Raw genomic sequence first — 23273 nt, forward strand, 5'->3', positions numbered from 1 at the left:
GCGGCCGGTTGGCGCTGCGCATATCGCCATTCAGGGCGAAACAGCGCCAGCCGGTACGGGATGTTTACATCAGAGGTTTTTGTCCGCGCTGCCACCAGCGCATCAGTAAGCGGTCAGCGCTTTCCGCCGCGCTACCGGTGAAACGGTCCATTAGCTTTTTGCGTTGCAGATAGCGCACGTTCAGCACGTCGCGTCCTTCCATCAGGTTCAGGATCACGTCATCGCTGGTATTGATTTCATCAATAAGCCCCTTCTCCAGCGCCTGCTCACCGTACCAGTGCTCACCGGTGGCCACCTGTTCAATGTCCAGAGTCGGACGCATACGATGGACAAACGCCTTAAACAACTGGTGTGTTTCGTTTAAGTCTTCACGGAATTTCTGTCGCCCTTCTTCGGTGTTTTCTCCTAACAGCGTCAGGGTACGCTTATACTGCCCCGCGGTGTGCAGTTCAATATCAATGTCTTTGCTTTTCAGAAAACGGTTAAAGTTAGGGATCTGCGCGACCACCCCAATAGATCCTATGATGGCAAACGGCGCAGAGACGATCCTGTCCGCCACGCAGGCCATCATATAGCCGCCGCTTGCTGCCACTTTGTCGACCGCAATCGTCAACGGGATGTTTTTATCGCGCAAGCGCTGTAATTGCGACGCGGCCAGGCCGTAGCCGTGCACCACGCCGCCAGGGCTTTCCAGGCGCAAAACCACCTGATCCTGCGGTTTTACCACTGCCAGCACCGCCGTCACCTCTTCACGCAAGGCGTTAACTTCGTGAGCATCCATACTGCCTTTGAAATCAAGCACCCAGACGCGCGGCTTGTCGGTGTCCCGCGTTTCGCCTTGTTTTGCTCTCGCCTTTGCCGCTTTCGCTTCCTGCTTGCGCTTTTTCTTTTGCGCTTTATGCCACAGCTTTTGCTGATGACCGTCGAGCAGCGCCATCGCCAGGTCATCCTTCATCTCCTGATACTGCTCGCTGAGATTGGTCACCCGCAATTCGCCACGCTGACGTTTGCGCTGGGCAACGTTCACAATAATGGCGGCAATAGCGGCGACAGCAACAACAATGGTGATGATTTTGGCAAGAAATAGCCCATATTCAGACAACAATTCCACACGACCCACCTTGGTTAAATAACTTTGCTTCGGCTCAGTGTACAACAGGCGTCATGCGTCGTCTCGTTGGATGTCGCGAGGGAAAAAAGTATGACAAAGTGTTCATTTTAAGGCGTTATCGCCCCAGGCTGATTGAATTATGGCGGAGATTCAGGCATAAACCCGAAAAGTCGACGAGAAGCAGAGCGGCCACGCATGTCGCCGAGGAGTAGCCATGCATTATCAACCCAAACACGATCTTCTTCAGGGCCGCATTATTCTGGTCACCGGGGCCAGCGATGGTATTGGCCGTGAAGCCGCCCTGACCTACGCCCGTTTCGGCGCAAGCGTTATCCTGCTTGGCCGCAATGAGGAGAAATTACGCCACGTCGCAGGCCTGATTGCCACTGAAACGGGCAGCCAGCCGCAGTGGTTCACGCTCGATCTGTTAACCTGTACCGCCGCAGACTGTCACCAGCTTGCACAGCGCATTGCCGGACAGTATCCGCGACTGGATGGTGTGCTGCATAACGCGGGATTGTTGGGAGACATCTGTCCCATGAGCGAACAGGACCCACAGGTCTGGCAGCAGGTTATGCAGGTCAATGTCAACGCGACGTTTATGCTCACCCAGGCGTTGCTTCCTTTATTACTCAAGTCGGATTCCGGATCGCTGGTTTTCACCTCTTCCAGCGTGGGTCGCCAGGGACGAGCGAACTGGGGGGCCTATGCCACGTCCAAATTCGCCACCGAAGGGATGATGCAGGTGCTGGCTGATGAATATCAAAACCGTTCCCTGCGCGTTAACTGCATCAATCCTGGCGGTACCCGCACCGGCATGCGCGCCAGCGCTTTCCCGACGGAAGATCCGCAAAAACTCAAAACTCCCGCCGACATTATGCCGCTGTATTTGTGGCTGATGGGCGACGACAGCCGTCGTAAAACCGGCATGACCTTCGACGCCCAACCGGGCCGTAAACCAGGAATCGCGCAATGAGTGAAGAACGCTATCAGCAGCGCCAGCAGCGGGTAAAAGACAAAGTTGACGCCCGCGTCGCCCAGGCGCAGGAAGAGCGCGGCATTATTATCGTGTTTACCGGTAATGGTAAGGGGAAAACCACCGCCGCGTTCGGTACGGCAACCCGCGCCGTCGGGCATGGTAAAAAGGTGGGCGTTGTACAGTTTATCAAAGGCACCTGGCCGAACGGCGAACGTAACCTGCTTGAACCTCATGGCGTCGAGTTTCAGGTGATGGCGACCGGGTTTACCTGGGAAACGCAAAACCGCGAATCAGATACCGCCGCCTGTCTGGCGGTATGGGAACACGGTAAGCGAATGCTGGCGGACCCTACGCTGGATATGGTGGTTCTCGACGAGCTGACCTATATGGTGGCCTATGATTATCTACCACTGGATGAGGTGATTACGGCGCTGAATGACCGACCCCATCAGCAGACGGTGATCATTACCGGACGCGGCTGTCATCGGGATATTCTCGAACTGGCCGATACCGTCAGCGAACTCCGTCCGGTGAAGCATGCCTTCGAGGCGGGCGTCAAAGCTCAGATGGGTATTGATTACTAGGTAATGGAACCGGAAGGCGACGTAGACGCCCTCCGGCATAGCGACAGGCAATCAGCCGTTATTGTTCCGTCCACCTGAACGACGACCGCCGCTCATTTGGCTATGACGCTTCACCGCACGACGAATCTGATTGGCCTTCATGCGACGACGGTCTTTTTCTACCGCCACTTTTGAAGCGGTTTCCGGCGGCAGTTCTACCAGCTCACGCAGATAGTTTGTTTGCGCCAGATCCAGCTCGGTCCAGCCGCCACGCGGCAGGCCTTTTGGCAGCGGAATATCGCCGTAGCGTACGCGGATAAGACGGCTTACCTGCACACCCACCGCTTCCCACAGGCGGCGCACTTCACGGTTGCGTCCTTCAGTCAGGGTGACGTTATACCACTGGTTAATGCCTTCGCCCCCGCTGAACTTGATGGTTTTGAACGCTGCCGGACCGTCTTCCAACTGAACGCCGCGGCTGAGATCGCGAATTTTCGCGTCATCGATCTGGCCAAAGACGCGGACCGCATATTCACGCTCGACTTCACGGCTCGGGTGCATCAAACGGTTCGCCAGTTCACCGTCAGTCGTAAACAGCAGCAAACCGCAGGTGTTCACGTCCAGTCGTCCTACCGCAATCCAGCGCGCGCCGCGCAGCTTGGGTAAACGGTCGAACACGGTCGGACGCCCTTCCGGATCGTTGCGGGTACAGAGTTCGCCTTCCGGCTTGTAGTAAGCCAGCACACGGCAGATTTGTTCCGCGGACTCTTTTACCGAAATCAGGTGCCCATCGATACGGATCTTCAAACCCGGGGTGACGTCAACGCGATCGCCAAGCGTCGCGATCTTGCCGTCAACACTCACGCGGCCTGCTTCGATAATGGATTCGATTTCACGGCGAGAGCCGTGGCCGGCGCGCGCCAGCACTTTTTGTAACTTTTCGCTCATAGAGCTTCCTTCAGGTGTCGCCTTCACAGGCGTCGAACAGGAGAATTAACGGCGCCGTTAAGCGCCATTTAAAGGCCGCGTAGTATACAGAGTTGCGACCTTATAAGAAAGGTTTAACGTCTCCAACCCCTTCACGCAACACCACGGGCGCATCGTCGGTTAAATCAATCACCGTGGTCGGCTGCTGTCCCAGATAACCGCCGTGAATAATCAGGTCCACCTGTTTTTCGAGGCGGTCTTTGATCTCTTCCGGATCGGACTCGGTAAATTCGCTGCCAGGCAGCATCAACGAGGTAGAGAGCATCGGCTCGCCGAGCGCCTCCAGCAGCTCAAGTGCGATGGGGTTTGACGGCACGCGCAAACCGATGGTTTTGCGTTTTTCCTGCAGCAGGCGCCGCGGCACCTCTTTCGTTCCTTTCAGAATAAAGGTGTAATTCCCCGGTGTGTTGTTCTTGATCAGGCGAAACGCCACGTTATCGACAAACGAATAGGTCGACAATTCCGACAGGTCGCGACACATCAGAGTAAAGTTATGGCCGTCCGGCAGCTGGCGAATTCGGCAAATGCGCTCCATCGCCCCTTTGTCTTCAATTTTACAACCAAGCGCGTAGCCGGAGTCGGTAGGATAAACAATCACCCCGCCTTTGCGGACAATTTCAACGGCCTGGTTAATCAGGCGCTGCTGCGGGTTATCAGGATGGATATAAAAAAACTGACTCATACTTCCCTCACTGTGGTGTTCTGTGGCTGTTCCCACAACTGCCAGACGCCTTCCACGCCAGCCGGCAACCAGAGCTTACGTCCCAGCTCTATCCACGGGCACGGCTGATGAAAATCAGACCCTTGCGATGCCCATAGCTGATGCTGACGGGCAAGGGTGGCCAGTTGCGTTCGCTCGTTGGGAGACTGCTGACACTGCGCAACCTCCATCGCGTCGCCGCGATGGTCAGCAAAATGCGCCACCAGTCTTTTCAGCCACTTGGCGCTAAGGTTATACCGCCCCGGATGAGCCAGCACCGCCTTACCGCCGGAATGATGAATGACATCAATAGCTTGTTCTATTGTACACCACTGCGGCGGAACGTATCCGGTTTTCCCTCGCGCAAGATACTTTTTGAAGACATCGGCCATGGTCGTCGCTTTGCCGCACTCCACGAGGAAGCGGGCAAAATGCCCCCGTGTCACCGCGCCACCGTCAGCAAGGCGCAGCGCCCCTTCCCATGCGCCGGGAATGTGGGCTTTCTCCAGACGCTCGGCAATGCGCTTTGCCCGCTGCTGACGGCGTTCGGTTTGTTCCGCCAGAAACGCGCGCATCGCCGGGTGGGCGATGTCAATATTCAGGCCAACAATATGGATCTCATGATTCTCCCACAGCGTGGAGATCTCAACGCCGGGGATCAGGGTCAGCGGCAGGGCTGATCGTGAAATTTCTTCGCTTGCCGCCGGGATCGCGGCTGTGGTGTCATGGTCGGTAATCGCCAGCGTGCCAACGCGCATCTCGACAGCCCGGTGGACTAATTCTTCCGGCGTCAATCGTCCGTCGGACGCCGTGGTATGGCTGTGCAGATCGTAAATCACTGCGTAATTCGTGTCGCTCAAGGCGAACTCCCGTCTTCATATAAATGGACTTGCCTGCGCATCATAACGGTTTCAGCAAATTAACTGAAATCAGGTATTGACAATATGCCATCGAACTAGTTAACTAGTACGAAAGTTCACTTAGAAAAGGGTATCACAATGCAAGCATGCTTCATTCTTCACGGTTGGTGGCGCACTTCCTGACTTCGGGCAGTGTACTTGTGCATACTAACCGCACCCAGATACCCGGCCCGCCTGCAAGCGGGCTTTTTTTTGAGCAAAATTAATGAGAACAACAATGCAGACATCAAAACCTACACTTGAGCTGATTACCTGCGACGCCGCGTACCGCGAGAACCCCACGGCGTTGTTTCATCAGGTTTGCGGCAACCGGCCAGCGACGCTGCTGCTGGAGTCCGCCGATATTGACAGCAAAAACGATTTAAAAAGCCTGCTACTGGTTGACAGCGCGCTACGCATCACCGCAATGGGTGACACTGTCACGTTACAGGCGTTATCCGCGAACGGCGCCGCGTTGCTGAACCTGATGGATACCGCCCTGCCCGCAGGCGTGGAGAATGCCCCGCTGCCGGATGGCCGCCTGCTTCGCTTCCCTTCCGTCAGTCCCTTACTCGATGAAGACGCCAGGCTGTGCTCACTGTCGGTCTTTGACGCGTTTCGCATTCTGCAGACGCTGGTGACCGTTCCGGCAGAAGAACGCGAAGCCATGTTCTTCGGCGGCCTCTTTGCTTACGATCTGGTCGCGGGGTTTGAAGATTTACCGCAGCTTGAGGCAAATAACCGCTGCCCGGACTACTGCTTCTATCTGGCGGAAACATTGATGGTGATCGACCATCAGAAAAAGAGCACCCGCATTCAGGCCAGCCTGTTCACCTGCGATGACAACGAAAGGCAGCGGCTTAACGCGCGTCTGGCGCATCTGAGCCAGCAGCTCAACGAACCCGCGCCGCCGTTACCGGTGGTCTCCGTGGCGCAAATGCGCTGCGAGTGTAATCAGAGCGATGAAGAATTTGGCGCCGTGGTGCGCACGATGCAAAAAGCCATTCGCGCTGGCGAAATTTTCCAGGTCGTGCCCTCCCGTCGTTTTTCGCTGCCCTGCCCGTCGCCGCTGGCAGCCTACTACGTGCTGAAGAAAAGCAACCCCAGCCCGTATATGTTCTTTATGCAGGACAATGATTTCACCCTGTTTGGCGCCTCACCTGAAAGCTCACTGAAATATGACGCTACCAGTCGTCAGATTGAAATTTACCCGATTGCCGGTACACGTCCGCGTGGCCGTCGCGCTGACGGTTCGCTGGACCGCGACCTCGACAGCCGTATTGAGCTTGAAATGCGCACCGATCATAAAGAGCTTTCCGAACACCTGATGCTGGTGGATCTGGCGCGTAATGACCTCGCTCGCATTTGTACGCCGGGCAGCCGCTATGTTGCCGACCTGACTAAAGTCGATCGCTATTCATACGTGATGCACCTGGTTTCCCGCGTCGTCGGCGAGCTACGCCGCGATCTCGACGTGCTGCATGCCTATCGTGCCTGTATGAATATGGGCACCCTGAGCGGCGCGCCGAAGGTACGGGCCATGCAGCTGATTGCCGACGCCGAGGGACAGCGTCGCGGCAGCTACGGCGGCGCCGTAGGCTATTTTACCGCTCACGGCGATCTGGATACCTGCATCGTGATTCGTTCGGCCCTGGTTGAAGACGGGATCGCCACCGTGCAGGCGGGTGCCGGCATCGTGCTGGATTCGGTTCCGCAGTCTGAAGCCGATGAAACCCGTAATAAAGCGCGCGCGGTTCTGCGTGCCATCGCGACCGCGCATCACGCACAGGAGACGTTCTGATGGCTGATATTCTGCTGCTCGATAACATTGATTCATTTACCTATAACCTGGCAGATCAGCTGCGTACCAACGGCCATAACGTAGTGATTTACCGTAACCATATCCCGGCTCAGACCCTGATTGACCGCCTCGCCACCATGAAAAATCCGGTGCTGATGCTCTCTCCGGGGCCGGGCGCGCCGAGCGAAGCGGGCTGCATGCCAGAACTGCTGACGCGTCTGCGCGGTAAACTGCCGATCATTGGCATCTGCCTTGGGCATCAGGCGATTGTGGAAGCCTACGGCGGCTATGTCGGTCAGGCCGGTGAGATTCTTCACGGTAAAGCGTCGAGCATTGAGCACGACGGGCAGGCAATGTTTGCCGGTCTGAGCAACCCTCTGCCAGTGGCGCGCTACCATTCGCTGGTGGGCAGTAATGTCCCGGCGGGGCTGACCATTAACGCGCATTTTAACGGCATGGTGATGGCGGTCCGTCACGATGCTGACCGGGTCTGCGGTTTTCAGTTCCACCCGGAGTCGATCCTCACCACCCAGGGCGCGTTGCTGCTCGAACAAACGCTGGCCTGGGCGCAACAGAAGCTGGAGCCAACCAATACGCTGCAGCCTGTTCTGGAAAAACTGTATCAGGCGCAAACCCTGAGCCAGCAGGAAAGCCATCAGCTTTTCTCTGCGGTCGTCCGCGGTGAGCTGAAACCAGAACAGCTGGCGGCGGCGCTGGTCAGTATGAAAATTCGCGGCGAACATCCGCTGGAGATTGCTGGCGCGGCCACAGCCCTGCTGGAAAACGCCGCCCCGTTCCCGCGCCCGAACTATCCGTTCGCGGATATCGTGGGGACCGGCGGCGACGGTAGCAACAGCATTAATATTTCTACGGCCAGCGCGTTTGTCGCGGCGGCATGTGGCCTGAAAGTCGCTAAACACGGCAACCGCAGCGTATCCAGTAAATCCGGGTCGTCGGATCTGCTGGCCGCCTTCGGCATCAACCTCGACATGAATGCCGACAAATCGCGCCAGGCGCTGGACGAGCTCGGCGTCTGCTTTCTGTTCGCGCCGAAATACCACACCGGTTTCCGCCATGCAATGCCGGTACGCCAGCAGTTGAAAACCCGTACGCTGTTTAACGTGCTCGGCCCGCTGATTAACCCGGCGCATCCGCCCCTGGCGCTGATCGGCGTCTACAGCGCGGAACTGGTGCTGCCGATCGCCGAAACGCTGCGCGTGTTGGGTTATCAGCGCGCGGCGGTGGTGCACAGCGGCGGCATGGACGAAGTGTCCCTGCATGCGCCGACGATTGTGGCGGAACTCCATGACGGCGAAATCAAAAGTTATCAGCTCACCGCGGAAGACTTCGGCCTGACGCCGTACCATCAGGAACAGCTGGCGGGGGGAACGCCGGAAGAAAACCGTGACATTCTGACACGCTTGCTACAAGGTAAAGGCGAAGCCGCACACGAGGCTGCTGTCGCCGCAAATGTCGCGATGCTGATGCGACTGCATGGTGAAGAAGATCTGAAAGCTAATGCGCAAACTGTACTGAACGTTCTGCGCAGTGGTTCCGCTTATGACCGAGTCACCGCACTGGCGGCAAGAGGGTAAATGATGCAAACCGTTTTAGCGAAAATCGTCGCAGACAAGGCGATTTGGGTAGAAGCCCGCAAACAACAACAGCCGCTGGAGACATTCCAACAGGATGTCCAGCCGAGCACGCGTCATTTCTACGACGCGTTACAGGGGGCGCGCACAGCCTTTATTCTGGAATGTAAAAAGGCCTCTCCGTCGAAGGGCGTGATCCGCGACGATTTTGATCCGGCGCGCATTGCCGATGTGTACAAGCACTATGCGTCGGCGATTTCCGTCCTCACTGACGAGAAATATTTCCAGGGCAGCTTCGATTTCCTGCCGCTCGTCAGCCAGGTCGCGCCGCAGCCGATTCTGTGCAAAGACTTTATCATCGATCCGTACCAGATCTACCTTGCGCGCCACTATCAGGCCGACGCCTGCCTGCTGATGCTGTCGGTACTCGATGATGAACAGTATCGCCAGCTTGCCGCCGTCGCCCACAGCCTGAAAATGGGGGTGCTGACGGAAGTGAGCAACGAAGAAGAGCTGGAGCGCGCCATTGCGCTCGGGGCGAAAGTGGTCGGCATTAATAACCGCGATCTGCGCGATCTGTCGATTGATTTAAACCGTACCCGCCAGCTTGCGCCGAAACTGGGTCACGGCGTGACGGTCATCAGCGAATCGGGTATCAACACCTACGGTCAGGTCCGCGAGCTCAGCCACTTTGCTAACGGTTTTCTGATTGGCTCTGCGTTAATGGCATATGACGATCTCAACGCCGCTGTGCGTCGCGTCCTGCTGGGGGAAAATAAAGTCTGCGGGCTGACGCGCCCGGAAGATGCGAAAACGGCTTATGAGTCGGGCGCGATCTACGGCGGACTGATTTTCGTTCCTACCTCCCCCCGCTTCGTCACTGACGAACAGGCACAGCAGGTGAAAGCCGCCGCGCCGTTGCAGTATGTGGGCGTGTTCCGCAACGCTGAAATCGCCGACGTTTGCGACAAAGCGAGTCGACTGATGCTCGCTGCCGTCCAGTTGCATGGCGGCGAAGACCAGGCTTACGTTGATGCGCTACGCGCCGCGCTGCCTGCACAGGTGCAGATCTGGAAGGCGCTGAGCGTTGGCGAAACGCTCCCGGCGCGGGATTATCGGTCTGTCGACAAATACGTGCTGGATAACGGCCAGGGCGGCAGCGGCCAGCGTTTCGACTGGTCGCTATTGCAGGGACAGGCGCTGGATAACGTTCTTTTAGCAGGTGGGCTTGGCGCAGATAACTGCGTCGAGGCCGCGAAAGCCGGCTGCGCCGGTCTTGATTTCAATTCAGGTGTAGAGTCACAGCCGGGCATTAAAGATGCACGCCTTCTGGCATCGGTATTTTCGACACTGCGCGCATATTAAGGAAAAGGACATGACAACATTACTTAATCCCTATTTTGGTGAATTTGGCGGCATGTACGTACCGCAGATACTGATGCCCGCGCTGCGCCAACTGGAAGAGGCGTTCGTCAGCGCGCAGAAAGACCCGGCGTTTCAGGCCCAGTTTACCGACCTGCTGAAAAACTATGCGGGTCGTCCCACCGCGCTGACGAAGTGCCAGAACATTACGGCGGGCACCCGCACCACGCTGTATCTGAAGCGCGAGGATTTGCTGCACGGCGGCGCGCATAAAACCAACCAGGTATTAGGCCAGGCGCTACTGGCAAAGCGAATGGGCAAAACCGAGATCATCGCGGAAACCGGCGCCGGACAGCATGGCGTTGCGTCGGCGCTGGCCAGCGCGTTGCTCGGCCTGAAATGCCGTATCTACATGGGCGCGAAGGACGTTGAGCGCCAGTCGCCCAACGTGTTTCGTATGCGTCTGATGGGTGCAGAGGTCATTCCCGTTCACAGCGGTTCCGCGACGCTGAAAGATGCCTGTAATGAGGCGCTGCGCGACTGGTCTGGCAGCTACGAATCCGCCCACTATATGCTCGGCACTGCGGCAGGCCCGCATCCTTTCCCGACCATTGTACGCGAATTCCAGCGCATGATCGGCGAAGAAACCAAAGCGCAAATCCTTGAAAAAGAAGGACGTTTTCCGGACGCCGTTATTGCCTGCGTCGGTGGCGGTTCCAACGCTATCGGGATGTTTGCTGACTTTATTAATGAAACCAGCGTCGGGTTGATTGGCGTTGAACCAGGCGGTCACGGAATAGAAACAGGCGAACATGGCGCCCCGCTTAAGCATGGCCGCGTCGGGATTTACTTCGGTATGAAAGCGCCAATGATGCAGACTGAAGAGGGTCAGATCGAAGAGTCTTACTCAATTTCCGCGGGTCTGGATTTCCCGTCGGTGGGGCCGCAGCACGCTTATCTGAACAGCACCGGGCGTGCCGATTATGTGTCGATTACCGACGACGAAGCGCTGGATGCGTTCAAAACGCTGTGCCGTCATGAAGGGATTATCCCGGCGCTGGAATCCTCCCACGCATTGGCCCATGCGCTGAAAATGATGCGCGAGAACCCGGAGAAAGAGCAACTGTTGGTAGTAAACCTCTCCGGACGCGGCGACAAAGACATCTTTACGGTACACGATATTCTGAAAGCGCGAGGGGAAATCTGATGGAACGCTACGAAACGCTGTTTGCACAACTGAACGATCGCAAGGAAGGCGCCTTTGTCCCCTTCGTGACTCTCGGCGACCCCGGCGTGGAACAGTCGCTCAGCATTATCGATACCCTGATAGAGGCTGGCGCTGACGCGCTGGAGCTGGGGATCCCTTTCTCCGATCCGTTAGCCGATGGCCCGACTATTCAGAGCGCAACCCTGCGCGCTTTTGCCGCAGGCGTTACGCCAGGCCAGTGTTTTGAGATGCTGGCGGCCATTCGCGCTAAGCATCCAACGATCCCGATTGGTCTGCTGATGTACGCGAATCTGGTATTCAGTAAGGGCATTGATGAATTTTACGCGCAGTGTGAAAAGGTCGGCGTGGATTCGGTACTGGTTGCCGATGTGCCGGTGGAAGAATCCGCCCCCTTCCGTCAGGCTGCGCTACGCCACAATGTCGCGCCAATTTTCATCTGCCCGCCCAATGCGGACGATGACCTGCTGCGCCAGATTGCCTCCTACGGTCGCGCCTACACTTACCTGGTGTCTCGCGCAGGGGTGACCGGGGCCGAGAACCGGGCGGCGCTGCCATTGCACCATCTGGTAGAAAAGCTGAAGGAATATCACGCTGCGCCTTCCCTGCAAGGTTTCGGTATCTCGGCGCCGGAACAAGTATCCGCCGCCATTGACGCCGGTGCGGCAGGTGCGATATCGGGTTCAGCGATTGTAAAAATCATCGAGAAAAATATCGACACTCCTGAGCAAATGCTCAGCGAACTAAAAACCTTCGTCAGCGATATGAAAGCGGCCACCCGCCGTTAACACATCGCACGCCGCCAGATTCATGCTGGCGGCCTGCTCCGTTGCGTGATGTCAACGCACTCAAGCCATGAACAGGTTTCCATAACTTTTCCTTCAGTCTGCTGTAATAGCAGGGTTTTTTGGTTGGTTACGCCTCCCGTCTGCTGCCTGCAGCCGCGTTTATACGACCTGCACCCTCAAAAAATCTGCAACAATAGAAAATTTTCCTTCATGGATTTTGAACACTCACAGTTTGCCAGGAATAATCCTAAAGCCCTGAGCCCAGTCAACGCTTAAACGTCAGTTAGCCGCAGTTAACGTAAGTTAATGTCAGCATTACGTTTATCATTAACATAACCACACATTATGGTAACGTAAGTTATTAGTTGAAAGGTTAACGATATGTCGCTAAGCCACTCATTTTTAACGGGCTACTATTAAATAATTAATATCGCAGCAAAATTATTTTCACCGCAACCAGAACAGCCGCTTAAATTTGACTATCTGCTGATAGCGACTAATTTTAGAAGGGTGACGACAACGGTCACAAATTAACATTTATATATATTAACGAAACAGGAGAAATAACATGGCCGAACATCGTGGTGGTTCAGGAAATTTCGCCGAAGATCGTGAAAAAGCATCAGAAGCAGGCCGCAAAGGCGGTCAGCATAGCGGCGGGAATTTTAAAAATGACCCGCAACGTGCTTCTGAAGCAGGTAAAAAAGGTGGCCAGAATAGCCACGGCGGAAATAAATCCGACAAATCATGATTTAATTGTTTCCACAACAACATGATTTCTCGAAGCATGCTGCGAGTCTTCGGGCTCGCAGTATTAATCTCAGGAGAATACCAATGAATATGAAGACTGTTGAAGACGTTTTTATCCATCTACTTTCAGACACCTACAGCGCAGAAAAACAATTGACTCGTGCTCTGTCGAAATTATCCAGAGCCGCCTCTAACGAAAAATTAATCCAGGCGTTTCAGGCTCACCTTGAAGAAACGCAGGGTCAGATTGAGCGTATCGATCAGGTCGTTGAATCTGAAGCCGGTATTAAAGTGAAGCGCATGAAGTGCGTGGCGATGGAAGGCCTGATTGAAGAAGCGAATGAGGTCATTGAAAGCACTGAGAAAAACGAAGTGCGTGACGCCGCCCTGATTGCTGCTGCGCAAAAAGTTGAACACTACGAAATTGCAAGCTACGGCACTCTGGTAACGCTTGCCGAACAACTGGGCTATACCAAAGCGGTCAAACTGCTTAAAGAAACGCTGGAAGAAGAAAAAGCCACTGATTTAAAACTTACCGATTTAGCAATTGGTAATGTGAATAAAAAAGCTGGAAATAAATCCTGATAATTTTATTTCCTGTTTTTAACCCACACTGCTTTTAATTATTTTCTGAGGACATAACCAATGAATGCGATTGAACATTATCATGACTGGCTTCGTGACGCCCATGCTATGGAAAAACAAGCCGAATCGATGCTCGAATCAATGGCGAGCCGCATCGATAATTACCCTGACTTGCGTGCAAGAATTGAACAACATATTAGCGAAACCAAGCATCAAATTACGGTTCTGGAAGGTATTCTCGACCGCAATAATATTTCCCGCTCGGTTATCAAAGATTCAATGAGTAAAATGGCCGCGCTTGGTCAGTCTATCGGCGGAATGTTCCCTTCCGACGAGATCGTGAAAGGGTCAATTAGCGGCTACGTTTTTGAGCAATTCGAAATTGCCTGCTATACCTCCCTGCTCGCAGCTGCGCAAAAAGCAGGCGATACCGCGTCTATTCCTGCCATTGAATCCATCCTTAATGAGGAAAAACAAATGGCTGACTGGCTGATTAAACATATTCCTGACACAACAGAACAATTCCTGCTGCGCTCTGAAGCAGACGGCGTAGAAGCGAAAAAATAAATTATTATCAGGAGGCAGAATGTTTCGGCACGTTAAACAACTTCAATATACGGTGCGAGTCAGTGAGCCTAATCCTGGTTTAGCAAATCTTTTGCTGGAGCAATTTGGCGGCCCTCAGGGCGAACTGGCTGCTGCATGTCGTTACTTTACCCAGGGTCTGGGTGATGATGATGCAGGACGCAAAGAAATGCTGATGGACATAGCGACCGAAGAACTGAGCCATCTGGAAATCATCGGTTCGCTGGTAGGCATGCTGAATAAAGGCGCAAAGGGCGCGCTGGCTGAAGGTACGGAAAACGAAGCCGAGCTGTATCGTTCCCTTACCGCTAACGGCAACGATAGCCACATTACTTCCCTGCTTTATGGCGGCGGCCCTGCCCTGACCAACTCCGCAGGCGTGCCGTGGACAGCGGCTTATATCGACACAATCGGCGAAGTGACCGCCGATCTGCGATCCAACATCGCCGCTGAAGCACGGGCAAAAATTATTTACGAGCGGCTGATTAACGTCACAGACGATCCCGGCGTTAAAGACGCGCTGGCGTTTCTGATGACCCGTGAAGCTGCGCACCAGTTGTCGTTTGAAAAGGCGCTGTACTCAATTCGCAATAACTTCCCGCCGGGTAAATTGCCGCCTGTCGAGCAGTACACCAACGTGTACTACAACATGTCTCAGGGCGACGATCCGCGCGGTAGCTGGAACAGTGACGAGAACTTTGAATATGTTGCCGAACCGATGCCAGCCGTTGACGGCGGTGACGGTCTGGCTACCGTCAAACTGACGAAACAGCAGCAAACGCTGTTAAAAGCGATGGCGGAAAGAACCAAGTCCGATCCGTCGGCTGACCCGCTCACCGGTGCAGAACTCGGTCAAGGCGAGCCGCAGGAAAAGCAGTAATAGCGTGAAGAAATAATTCCGTGTGTGTCATGTCCTTATTGACCCCGTAAATACGGGGTCTTTTTTTATGGCATCAGAAACGATAACCGGCGGAGAACATAAATACCCACGGGTCGAGACGAATGTCATCATGCTGTTTGACACCGGCGAGCTTATAGTCTGCGGTAGTATCGATGTCCATATACCAGACGGACATGTTAATTAGCCAGTCACGGTTGATGAGATAATCCATCCCAACCTGCCCCGCCGCGCCCCAGGAGTCTTTCAGGCTAAGATCGGAAACCCCGGTATTTTTCCCATTTTCATTGACGTCATTATCAAAGAAGGTTGTGTAGTTTACGCCTACCCCGACATAAGGACGCAGCTTGCTGCTGGAATCGCCAAAATACCATTGCGCCATCAGTGTTGGCGGTAAATGGTGCACGGTCGCGATATCGCCGGTTGCTTTGGTTCCGACTTTATGGCGGAACGGCGTCGCGCCAAGCAGTTCAATACCAATGTTATCGGTTGCCATGTAGGTAAAGGTCAGGCCGAGTTGGGTATTGTTACTGACGTTAAAACCGCCCAGATGGCCTAATGTGCCGTCTGCGCCTTCTGTCGGACGAACCGTCGCCGAGCCTGCCCGAATAAAAAACTCGCCAGCTTCATGCGCATAGACGCCGCCAGAGAGAAGTGTACTTACTGCCAACGCCGCCACTGTTAACTTTTTCATATCCGCTCCATCGTTATGGTTATAACTGCGTGACGAATATACCCACATTGGAGTAATAAGTGATCTAACCTGGATCACATTACGTCGTGTAATTTAACATTTATTGATCCAGATTAATTTAGAAGTAGCATTCAAAATCCTGGTTATTGTCATTCAGATCAAATTTGAAATATTTTCATAAAGTGAATATCTTTTGAGCAATCGTCAAAGCCAGCGCCTGTGTATTGCTTCCTGCTTTACAAAGATATGCTTTTCCATACAACCGTTGATGCTGCCACTGCGCCTTTATCCAGGGTACAATTGCCCGCTTAATAACACCTGCAAAACTCAAGGAGAGTGCATGTCTATCACGGCGAAGTCCGTATACCGTGACACCGGGAATTTTTTCCGTAATCAATTTTTAACCATCCTGCTGATCTCGCTGCTGTGCGCGTTTATCACGGTGGTATTAGGGCATGCCTTCTCACCCAGCGATGCGCAAATCGCGCAGTTGAGTGAAGGGGATCATCTGGCCGGGAGCGCTGGCTTGTTCGAGCTGGTGCAAAATATGACGCCAGAGCAGCAGCAGATCCTCCTGCGTGCGTCGGCGGCGTCCACGTTCTCCGGCCTTATCGGTAATGCCGTCCTCGCCGGTGGCGTGTTGTTAATGATCCAGCTCATTTCCGCAGGCCACCGCGTGAGCGCGCTGCGTGCTATTGGCGCCAGTGCGCCGGTGCTGCCAAAGCTGTTCATTCTGATTTTGCTGACCACGCTGCTGGTGCAACTGGGGATTATGCTGATTGTGGTGCCCGGCATTCTGCTGGCCATCGTATTGGCTCTGGCCCCGGTGATGCTGGTGCAGGATAAGATGGGCATATTTGAGGCCATGCGTAACAGCATGCGTCTGGCGTGGGCGAACATGCGACTGGTGGCCCCGGCCGTCATCGGTTGGCTGTTGGCAAAAACGCTGCTGTTACTGTTCGCATCGAGCTTTGCCGCCTTTGACCCGAACGTTGGCGCGGTGATCGCAAATACGTTGAGCAATTTGATCTCTGCCGTATTGCTCATCTACCTGTTCCGTTTGTATATGTTGATTCGCCAATAACCCCTTACGCGTCGCAGGCCTTTTCGCCCGACGCTTTTGATTACGGAATTGAACAATGAAGCAGTTTCTCGATTTTTTACCGCTGGTGGTCTTCTTTGTTTTTTACAAAGTCTATGACATCTATGCCGCCACCTCCGCGCTGATTGTGGCAACGGCCATCGTGCTTATCTACAGTTGGGTTCGCTACCGGAAGGTAGAGAAAATGGCGCTGATTACTTTTGTTCTGGTCGCCGTGTTTGGTGGGCTGACGATCTTCTTCCATAACGATGAGTTTATTAAGTGGAAAGTCACGGTCATTTATGGCCTGTTTGCCAGCGCGTTGCTGATCAGCCAGTGGGTAATGAAAAAACCGCTGATTCAGCGCATGTTGGGTAAAGAACTGACGCTGCCGCAAGCAGTGTGGTCGAAGCTCAACCTCGCGTGGGCGGTGTTCTTTATTCTGTGCGGCCTCGCGAATATTTATATCGCGTTCTGGCTACCGCAAAATATCTGGGTGAACTTTAAAGTGTTTGGCCTGACCGCGCTGACGCTGATTTTTACCCTGCTCAGCGGCGTCTATATTTATCGACATATGCCGCAGGAAGACAAATCCTGAACCGCTTTCGATGCCAGGCCTGAAAGCCTGGCTTTTTTTCTCCCCTCCCGGTATCACCTGTTCTGCACTTTTCCTTTGTTATCGATCCATAAATTGGGTGAATCATGAAGATATTGTGGAGATTGCCTTCCCGATATTGTAATGAGAATGCTTATCATTGATATTCCGTATCGCGTTTTTAACAATAGGGATGTCCGTTGATGATTTCGATAATAAAAAGCTCTCCGCGCCCTCTGGCGCTCTTGATTGCCGCAGCATTGAGTGGAAATGCGTTCGCTGCAGACGACGCGATGAATGACGGTGAAACCATGGTCGTTCAGGCCACCGCCGAAGAAGCCCTTAAGCAGCAGCCAGGGGTGTCTGTCATTACCGCCAAAGACATTGAAAAACACCCTCCCGTTAACGATCTCTCCGATATTATTCGCACTATGCCGGGGGTTAACCTGACGGGTAACAGCGCCAGCGGCAGCCGGGGCAATAACCGTCAGATAGACATTCGCGGTATGGGTCCGGAAAACACCCTTATTTTGATTGACGGCGTACCGGTAACGTCCAGAAACTCGGTACGCTATAGCTGGCGCGGCGAGCGGGACACCCGGGGTGATACCAACTGGGTGCCTGCGGAAATGGTTGAGCGCATTGAGGTTCTGCGCGGCCCGGCGGCGGCACGCTACGGCTCTGGCGCCGCTGGCGGCGTGGTGAATATCATCACCAAACAGCCAACAAACGACTGGCACGGCTCGCTTTCTCTCTATACCAACCAGCCCGAGAACAATAAAGAAGGCGCGACCAAGCGCGCAAACTTCAACCTAAGTGGGCCGCTCATTGACGATGTACTGACGATGCGCCTGTATGGAAACATTAACAAGACCGACGCCGACGCCGCGGACATCAATACCCAACAAAACGGCTCCTATGCCGCCGGACGTGAAGGGGTACGCAACAAAGATATTAATGCCCTGCTCTCCTGGAAACTGACGCCGCAGCAGATTGTCGATTTTGACTACAGCTACAGCCGCCAGGGGAATATTTACGCAGGCGACACCCAGTACAGTAACAGCAACGTCAGCCCTAATGGTCTGGTCAACACGCTATACGGTGAAGAAACTAACCGGATGTACCGTCAGTCATGGGGCTTAACCCATAACGGGATCTGGGACTGGGGACAGTCAAAATTCGGCGTCTATTATGAAAAAACCCATAATACGCGGATGCAGGAAGGCTCGACCGGGAAAGTGGAGGGAATGATCAATAATACCGATTACTCCACCAGCCGCCTGGAGTCGTATCGTTCTTCTGGCGAACTGAACATTCCGGTCTTCTGGCTGGTCGATCAAACCCTGACCCTTGGGGCCGAATGGAGCCGCGATGAACTGAACGATCCGGCATCGATGCAGGCGACCAGCGCATCCGGCGTGCAGATTGGCAATGTCTCCGGCGACGCTTCTGACCGTAGCACGAAAAACAGCGCCACCCTGACCGGTATTTATCTTGAAGATAACATCCAGGCGCGCCCAGGAACGGACATCATCCCGGGGATCCGCTTTGACTATCACAACGACTTCGGCAGTAACTGGAGCCCCAGCCTGAACATGTCCCAGGAGCTTGGCGACATGTTTAAGCTAAAAGCCGGGATTGCGCGGGTCTTCAAAGCGCCAAACCTGTATCAGTCCAGCGAAGGCTATCTGCTGTCCACACGCGGCAACGGCTGCCCGAATAATATCGCCACGGGCAGTTGCTACCTGCTGGGCAACCCGGACCTGGATCCGGAAATCAGCATCAATAAAGAGATCGGTCTTGAATTTAACTATGACGGCTGGGATGCGGGCATAACCTGGTTCCGTAACGACTACAAAAATAAGATTGTTTCGGGAACCGACATCATCGGCTACGCCTCTAACGGCAACAACATTCTGCAGTGGGAAAACGGCGGCAAAGCAATAGTCGAAGGTCTGGAAGGTAACGTGGTGATCCCGCTGCTGCCGGACACCCTGAGCTGGCGCACCAATGCGACCTACATGATCAAATCGGAAAATAAGGACACCGGTAACCCACTGTCGGTTATTCCTAAGTACACGATCAATACTATGCTGGACTGGCAGGTTAACGATAAATTCTCGACAAACCTCCAGTGGACGCAGTATGGCCGTCAGAAACCGCGTGAGTACGCCGAAACGCGTAACGAAACCGGCGCAATGTCGGATAAAGAAATCGGCGCCTACGCGATTGTCGGCATTGGCGCGAATTATCAGATGACAAAGAATCTGCGACTCAATGCGGGCATCAGTAACCTGTTCGATAAGCAGATTTATCGTGAAAACGACGGCGCGTCGACCTACAACGAACCAGGCCGGGCATATTACGCTGGCGTCACCATGTCATTTTAATCTCTCCAACGCCCGCCTCGCGGGCGTTTCCCCTCTGTTATCCATGCGAAAATCATAGTAGCATCGCGGCTGGAATTTTTTCTCTCTACTCGGTTTTACCATGACAACAACAACTAACGTCCCTCAGGGCGAACTGGTTTTACGCACACTGGCCATGCCCGCCGACACAAACGCCAATGGCGATATTTTTGGCGGCTGGCTGATGTCACAAATGGATATTGGCGGCGCGATTCAGGCGAAAGAGATTGCTCATGGCCGCGTGGTAACCGTCCGCGTGGAAGGAATGAGCTTTCTGCGCCCGGTAGCCGTGGGCGATGTCGTGTGCTGTTACGCGCGCTGCGTGAAGCGCGGAACCACCTCGGTGAGTATTAATATTGAAGTCTGGGTGAAAAAAGTGGCGTCAGAGCCCATTGGCCAGCGCTACAAAGCAACCGAAGCGCTGTTTATCTATGTTGCGGTTGATCCGGACGGAAAGCCGCGCCCGCTGCCGGTGCAGGACTGATATCGGAAACCTGCCTCAACAGTGCCGGAGGACGGTGTACTGTCCTCCGGCTGCGGATTTATACGATTCATTACTCGATCTGTGTGGTGCCGTTCAGACGGAAGACAATATTGACCACCAGCCCGGAACCGGGTTTACCCGCTTCGTAGCGCCATCTGCGCATCGCATTCTTCACTTCACGCTCGAACATATTGGCAGGTTGGGCAGAAAGAATTTGCACATTGTCCACCCGACCGTCTGCAGTCACATCAAATTTCACCTTCACCCGCCCTTCAATACGTAACGCCTGCGCGCGCGCCGGATACTGTGGCTGATTACGGCGCAGGGCGCGCGGTCCTGACGGCACGGCGACAGCAGGTTTGCTGGTTGCCGCCGCGGTACGGGTCGTCGGACGCGCAGACGCGTTAGTGTCAAACGGTGATGCCGGACGCGGCTCAGCGGGCTTAACGTCCCGTTTCGGCTGCTCCTCGACCTTTTTCACCGGCTTCGGTTTGGGTTTCGGCTTTGGCTTGGGTTTCGGTTTTTCGATCACCACCGGCGCTTCTTTTGGCGGTTCGGGGGTAATTTCAGGTTCCGGCTCGGGTTCAGGCTCAACGACCGGTTGCGGCGGCGGCTGAACCGCCTGAGGCGGTTCCAGGTCTGCCGGAGAGACCATCGTTACGGAGATAGGCTGCGCAGGCGCGGGCAGTTCAATAACCTGATGTACCGAGGTATATAAGAGTCCCGCAACCAGCGCGCCATGAATGGCAACAGAGAGCAGCGTCGGCCAGGGGAAGCGACGAGGTAAATCAAGGGTCATTGAAGTCATAATCGTTTCAGTTGAAAAACCAGACCTCAATTTTAAATGCAAATAGCAATCATATTCAATAAGGCATCACAGTCGGCGGCATTTAAAAACCAAATTCTGGCGAAAAAAACCTTGCTAACGCTGTGGCCTTAACAAAGCTGACATCTTTGCGTTGCAGTCAGGTGACCTTTCCAATAACGTATTTACACACTCGATTTGCCTGTTTGCGTCCCATGACGTTTCTGATTAAGGAGCCTTATACGTGCTTTATGTTATCTATGCTCAGGATCACGCCGATTCGCTGGAAAAACGCCTTTCCGTCCGCCCTGCTCATCTGGCGCGTCTGCAGTTGCTTCGCGATGAAGGTCGTTTGTTGACCGCAGGTCCAATGCCCGCGGTCGACAGCAACGATCCGGGTGCGGCGGGTTTTACCGGCTCAACGGTCATTGCAGAATTTGATTCACTGGAAGACGCGCAAAAGTGGGCGGAAGCCGATCCGTATGTGGCCGCCGGGGTGTATGCCCAGGTGTCGGTTAAGCCCTATAAGAAAACGTTTTAAACCGCGGTTCTTTGGGCACCGCAGGCGGTGCCCGTGTTGCTCAGACGCTGTGGATCGCAAACAGCAGCGCGTTACGCTGATGGTTGAGGATACACTTTCTGATTGAGTGGATCCGCATATTGCGACGTGACTGCCCTTCAAGCCAACGCGCTTTTCGGCGACTGGCCTGACGCAGCATACGCCAGCGTCCCACTTCCGTTCTACTCCGCTTCATGTGACTTACTCTAACAGTGCAAGAGTCTGCATTATACGCCTCGTCGCCAGGCAGGCTAGCGCTTTTCCCCCGTTTTTATTTGCCAGATTAATCCTGACGCGTAAACTCTTAACAATGCGCTTTCAAAAGGATTTTTAAACTATGACAACCTTCTACACGGTGGTGAGTTGGCTGGTCATTCTGGGCTACTGGGTGCTCATTGCCGGTGTAACATTACGTATATTAATGAAACGACGCGCGGTGCCTTCCGCCATGGCCTGGCTGCTGATCATTTATATACTGCCGCTGGTCGGGATCATCGCTTATCTTTCCGTTGGAGAACTTCACTTAGGCAAACGTCGTGCTGAACGCGCGCGGGCAATGTGGCCTTCCACGGCCAAATGGTTAAACGATCTCAAATCCTGCAAACACATTTTCGCCGAAGAAAACAGCAGCGTGGCGTCCTCGCTGTTTAAACTCTGCGAACGTCGCCAGGGCATTGCCGGCGTCAAGGGCAACCAGCTCCAGTTGCTGACCGACACCGACGATGTGATGCAGGCGCTGATCCGGGACATCCAGCTGGCGCGGCATAACATCGAGATGGTCTTTTATATCTGGCAGCCGGGCGGCATGGCCGATCAGGTTGCGGAGTCGCTAATGGCGGCCGCGCGCCGCGGCATTCACTGCCGTCTGATGCTCGACTCCGCTGGCAGCGTGGCGTTCTTCCGCAGCCCATGGGCGGCGATGATGCGTAACGCCGGGATAGAAGTGGTTGAAGCGCTCAAGGTTAACCTGCTTCGCGTCTTCCTGCGGCGCATGGACCTGCGTCAGCACCGTAAAATGGTGATGATTGACAACTACATTGCCTATACCGGCAGCATGAATATGGTGGATCCGCGCTACTTCAAACAAGACGCCGGCGTCGGCCAGTGGGTGGACTTAATGGCGCGCATGGAAGGTCCGGTTGCGACTGCGATGGGCATCGTCTACTCCTGCGACTGGGAGATCGAAACCGGCAAGCGCATTTTGCCCCCGCCGCCGGACGTCAATATTATGCCTTTCGAGCAGGCCAGCGGTCACACGATCCACACCATTGCATCCGGCCCCGGCTTCCCGGAGGATTTGATTCATCAGGCGCTGCTGACCGCCGCGTATTCCGCGCGTGAATATTTGATCATGACGACGCCCTACTTCGTGCCCAGCGACGATTTGCTGCACGCCATCTGTACCGCCGCCCAGCGCGGCGTGGACGTCAGCATAATTCTTCCCCGCAAGAACGATTCCCTGCTGGTTGGCTGGGCCAGCCGCGCGTTCTTTAGCGAACTGCTGGCGGCAGGCGTCAAAATCTATCAGTTCGAAGGCGGCCTGTTACATACCAAAAGCGTCCTGGTGGACGGTGAGCTGAGTCTTGTCGGTACGGTCAATCTGGACATGCGCAGCCTGTGGCTGAATTTCGAAATCACGCTGGTGATCGATGATGCCGGATTCGGCGGCGATCTCGCCGCGGTGCAGGACGACTATATCTCCCGCTCGCGGTTGCTGGATGCCCGTTTGTGGGTAAAACGCCCACTCTGGCAGCGGATTGCCGAGCGACTGTTTTACTTCTTCAGTCCATTGCTGTAAAACGTGCCCAATAGTGGGTAAACA

At 54.5% G+C, this 23273-nt stretch carries 24 protein-coding genes, 1 pseudogene and 1 other annotated feature; of the genes and pseudogenes, 18 read left to right on the forward strand and 7 right to left on the reverse strand.

Features of this window, described 5'->3' with window-relative positions; translation table 11 throughout:
• Positions 1-64: 64 nt before the first annotated feature.
• Positions 65-1111 carry a protease SohB gene (gene sohB / locus APU02_RS22460; RefSeq protein WP_060571296.1) on the reverse strand — a complete coding sequence of 349 codons (1047 nt, stop codon included), beginning with the start codon at positions 1109-1111 and terminating at the stop codon, positions 65-67.
• 214 nt (positions 1112-1325) lie between these two features.
• Here sohB and APU02_RS22465 point away from each other — a divergent pair, with 214 nt between their 5' ends.
• Complete coding sequence (locus tag APU02_RS22465; RefSeq protein ID WP_060571297.1) at positions 1326-2087, forward strand: YciK family oxidoreductase; 762 nt, start codon at positions 1326-1328, stop codon at positions 2085-2087.
• On the forward strand, positions 2084-2674 hold the full coding sequence (gene cobO / locus APU02_RS22470; RefSeq protein WP_060571298.1) for a cob(I)yrinic acid a,c-diamide adenosyltransferase: 591 nt from the start codon (positions 2084-2086) through the stop codon (positions 2672-2674). Before APU02_RS22465 ends, cobO begins: the two co-directional genes overlap by 4 nt.
• Positions 2675-2725: 51 nt before the next feature.
• Here cobO and rluB read toward each other — a convergent pair whose 3' ends face one another.
• The 3 genes from rluB to rnm all read right to left on the reverse strand — a co-directional run bounded on the left by rluB (position 2726) and on the right by rnm (position 5200).
• Positions 2726-3601 (reverse strand): 23S rRNA pseudouridine(2605) synthase RluB, encoded by an 876-nt coding sequence (gene rluB, locus APU02_RS22475; protein ID WP_060571299.1) that lies wholly within the window; start codon positions 3599-3601, stop codon positions 2726-2728.
• Between the two features lie 100 nt (positions 3602-3701).
• On the reverse strand, positions 3702-4322 hold the full coding sequence (locus APU02_RS22480; RefSeq protein ID WP_042283457.1) for an L-threonylcarbamoyladenylate synthase: 621 nt from the start codon (positions 4320-4322) through the stop codon (positions 3702-3704).
• Positions 4319-5200 carry an RNase AM gene (gene rnm, locus APU02_RS22485; protein ID WP_060571300.1) on the reverse strand — a complete coding sequence of 294 codons (882 nt, stop codon included), beginning with the start codon at positions 5198-5200 and terminating at the stop codon, positions 4319-4321. The genes APU02_RS22480 and rnm overlap by 4 nt, the downstream gene beginning before the upstream one ends.
• Positions 5201-5359: 159 nt before the next feature.
• Positions 5360-5454 (forward strand) — a sequence feature (Trp leader region).
• Between the two features lie 23 nt (positions 5455-5477).
• On the opposite strand from rnm, the gene trpE reads away from it, so the two are divergent.
• From trpE to APU02_RS22530, 9 genes are all read left to right on the forward strand, one after another.
• Positions 5478-7040, forward strand: coding sequence for an anthranilate synthase component I (gene trpE, locus APU02_RS22490; protein ID WP_060571301.1), 1563 nt, complete (start codon positions 5478-5480; stop codon positions 7038-7040).
• Complete coding sequence (trpD, locus tag APU02_RS22495) at positions 7040-8635, forward strand: bifunctional anthranilate synthase glutamate amidotransferase component TrpG/anthranilate phosphoribosyltransferase TrpD (RefSeq protein ID WP_060571302.1); 1596 nt, start codon at positions 7040-7042, stop codon at positions 8633-8635. The genes trpE and trpD overlap by 1 nt, the downstream gene beginning before the upstream one ends.
• Positions 8636-9997, forward strand: coding sequence for a bifunctional indole-3-glycerol-phosphate synthase TrpC/phosphoribosylanthranilate isomerase TrpF (gene trpCF / locus APU02_RS22500; RefSeq protein ID WP_233470875.1), 1362 nt, complete (start codon positions 8636-8638; stop codon positions 9995-9997).
• A gap of 10 nt (positions 9998-10007) precedes the next feature.
• Positions 10008-11201, forward strand: a complete 1194-nt coding sequence (trpB, locus tag APU02_RS22505) for a tryptophan synthase subunit beta (RefSeq protein ID WP_060571303.1) — start codon at positions 10008-10010, stop codon at positions 11199-11201.
• Positions 11201-12007, forward strand: coding sequence for a tryptophan synthase subunit alpha (gene trpA / locus APU02_RS22510; RefSeq protein WP_042283468.1), 807 nt, complete (start codon positions 11201-11203; stop codon positions 12005-12007). The genes trpB and trpA overlap by 1 nt, the downstream gene beginning before the upstream one ends.
• A 568-nt stretch (positions 12008-12575) precedes the next feature.
• Entirely contained in the window at positions 12576-12758 is a 183-nt protein-coding gene (locus APU02_RS22515) for a general stress protein (RefSeq protein ID WP_042283472.1), read from the forward strand.
• Between the two features lie 83 nt (positions 12759-12841).
• Positions 12842-13342: a ferritin-like domain-containing protein gene (locus tag APU02_RS22520; RefSeq protein ID WP_042283474.1), complete on the forward strand. Its 501-nt coding sequence runs from the start codon at positions 12842-12844 to the stop codon at positions 13340-13342.
• Between the two features lie 60 nt (positions 13343-13402).
• Positions 13403-13909: a ferritin-like domain-containing protein gene (locus APU02_RS22525; protein ID WP_060571304.1), complete on the forward strand. Its 507-nt coding sequence runs from the start codon at positions 13403-13405 to the stop codon at positions 13907-13909.
• A gap of 19 nt (positions 13910-13928) precedes the next feature.
• Entirely contained in the window at positions 13929-14807 is an 879-nt protein-coding gene (locus tag APU02_RS22530; RefSeq protein ID WP_042283479.1) for a manganese catalase family protein, read from the forward strand.
• Between the two features lie 73 nt (positions 14808-14880).
• Here the strand turns inward: APU02_RS22530 and ompW are convergent, their stop codons facing one another.
• Positions 14881-15519, reverse strand: coding sequence for an outer membrane protein OmpW (gene ompW, locus APU02_RS22535; protein ID WP_060571305.1), 639 nt, complete (start codon positions 15517-15519; stop codon positions 14881-14883).
• A 234-nt stretch (positions 15520-15753) separates the two neighbouring features.
• Here ompW and APU02_RS25950 point away from each other — a divergent pair.
• The 5 genes and pseudogenes from APU02_RS25950 to yciA all read left to right on the forward strand — a co-directional run.
• Positions 15754-15831 (forward strand): annotated as a pseudogene (locus APU02_RS25950) (YkgJ family cysteine cluster protein); the annotation flags it as partial.
• A 28-nt stretch (positions 15832-15859) separates the two neighbouring features.
• Positions 15860-16603 carry a YciC family protein gene (locus APU02_RS22540; RefSeq protein ID WP_042283485.1) on the forward strand — a complete coding sequence of 248 codons (744 nt, stop codon included), beginning with the start codon at positions 15860-15862 and terminating at the stop codon, positions 16601-16603.
• A 55-nt stretch (positions 16604-16658) separates the two neighbouring features.
• A complete protein-coding gene (locus tag APU02_RS22545; protein ID WP_042283489.1) occupies positions 16659-17198 on the forward strand; it encodes a septation protein A in 540 nt (179 codons plus the stop codon).
• A gap of 200 nt (positions 17199-17398) precedes the next feature.
• The gene (locus tag APU02_RS22550) at positions 17399-19585 is read left to right on the forward strand and encodes a TonB-dependent siderophore receptor (RefSeq protein WP_042283495.1); all 2187 of its coding nucleotides are present in this window, start codon (positions 17399-17401) and stop codon (positions 19583-19585) included.
• A 100-nt stretch (positions 19586-19685) separates the two neighbouring features.
• Positions 19686-20087, forward strand: a complete 402-nt coding sequence (gene yciA, locus APU02_RS22555) for an acyl-CoA thioester hydrolase YciA (protein ID WP_042283498.1) — start codon at positions 19686-19688, stop codon at positions 20085-20087.
• Between the two features lie 70 nt (positions 20088-20157).
• On the opposite strand, the gene tonB is transcribed toward yciA, so the two are convergent.
• Positions 20158-20886 carry a TonB system transport protein TonB gene (tonB, locus tag APU02_RS22560; RefSeq protein ID WP_060571454.1) on the reverse strand — a complete coding sequence of 243 codons (729 nt, stop codon included), beginning with the start codon at positions 20884-20886 and terminating at the stop codon, positions 20158-20160.
• A 250-nt stretch (positions 20887-21136) separates the two neighbouring features.
• Between tonB and APU02_RS22565 the strand changes: the two genes are divergently transcribed.
• A complete protein-coding gene (locus APU02_RS22565) occupies positions 21137-21433 on the forward strand; it encodes a YciI family protein (RefSeq protein WP_042283503.1) in 297 nt (98 codons plus the stop codon).
• 40 nt (positions 21434-21473) lie between these two features.
• Here APU02_RS22565 and APU02_RS26530 read toward each other — a convergent pair whose 3' ends face one another.
• The gene (locus tag APU02_RS26530) at positions 21474-21647 is read right to left on the reverse strand and encodes a YciY family protein (RefSeq protein ID WP_131729057.1); all 174 of its coding nucleotides are present in this window, start codon (positions 21645-21647) and stop codon (positions 21474-21476) included.
• 141 nt (positions 21648-21788) lie between these two features.
• Here APU02_RS26530 and cls point away from each other — a divergent pair, with 141 nt between their 5' ends.
• Positions 21789-23249 (forward strand): cardiolipin synthase, encoded by a 1461-nt coding sequence (gene cls, locus APU02_RS22570; RefSeq protein ID WP_042283506.1) that lies wholly within the window; start codon positions 21789-21791, stop codon positions 23247-23249.
• The last annotated feature ends 24 nt before the right edge of the window (positions 23250-23273 follow it).

Source organism: Citrobacter sp. 50677481, assembly GCF_001463265.1.
GTDB lineage: Bacteria > Pseudomonadota > Gammaproteobacteria > Enterobacterales > Enterobacteriaceae > Citrobacter_A > Citrobacter_A sedlakii.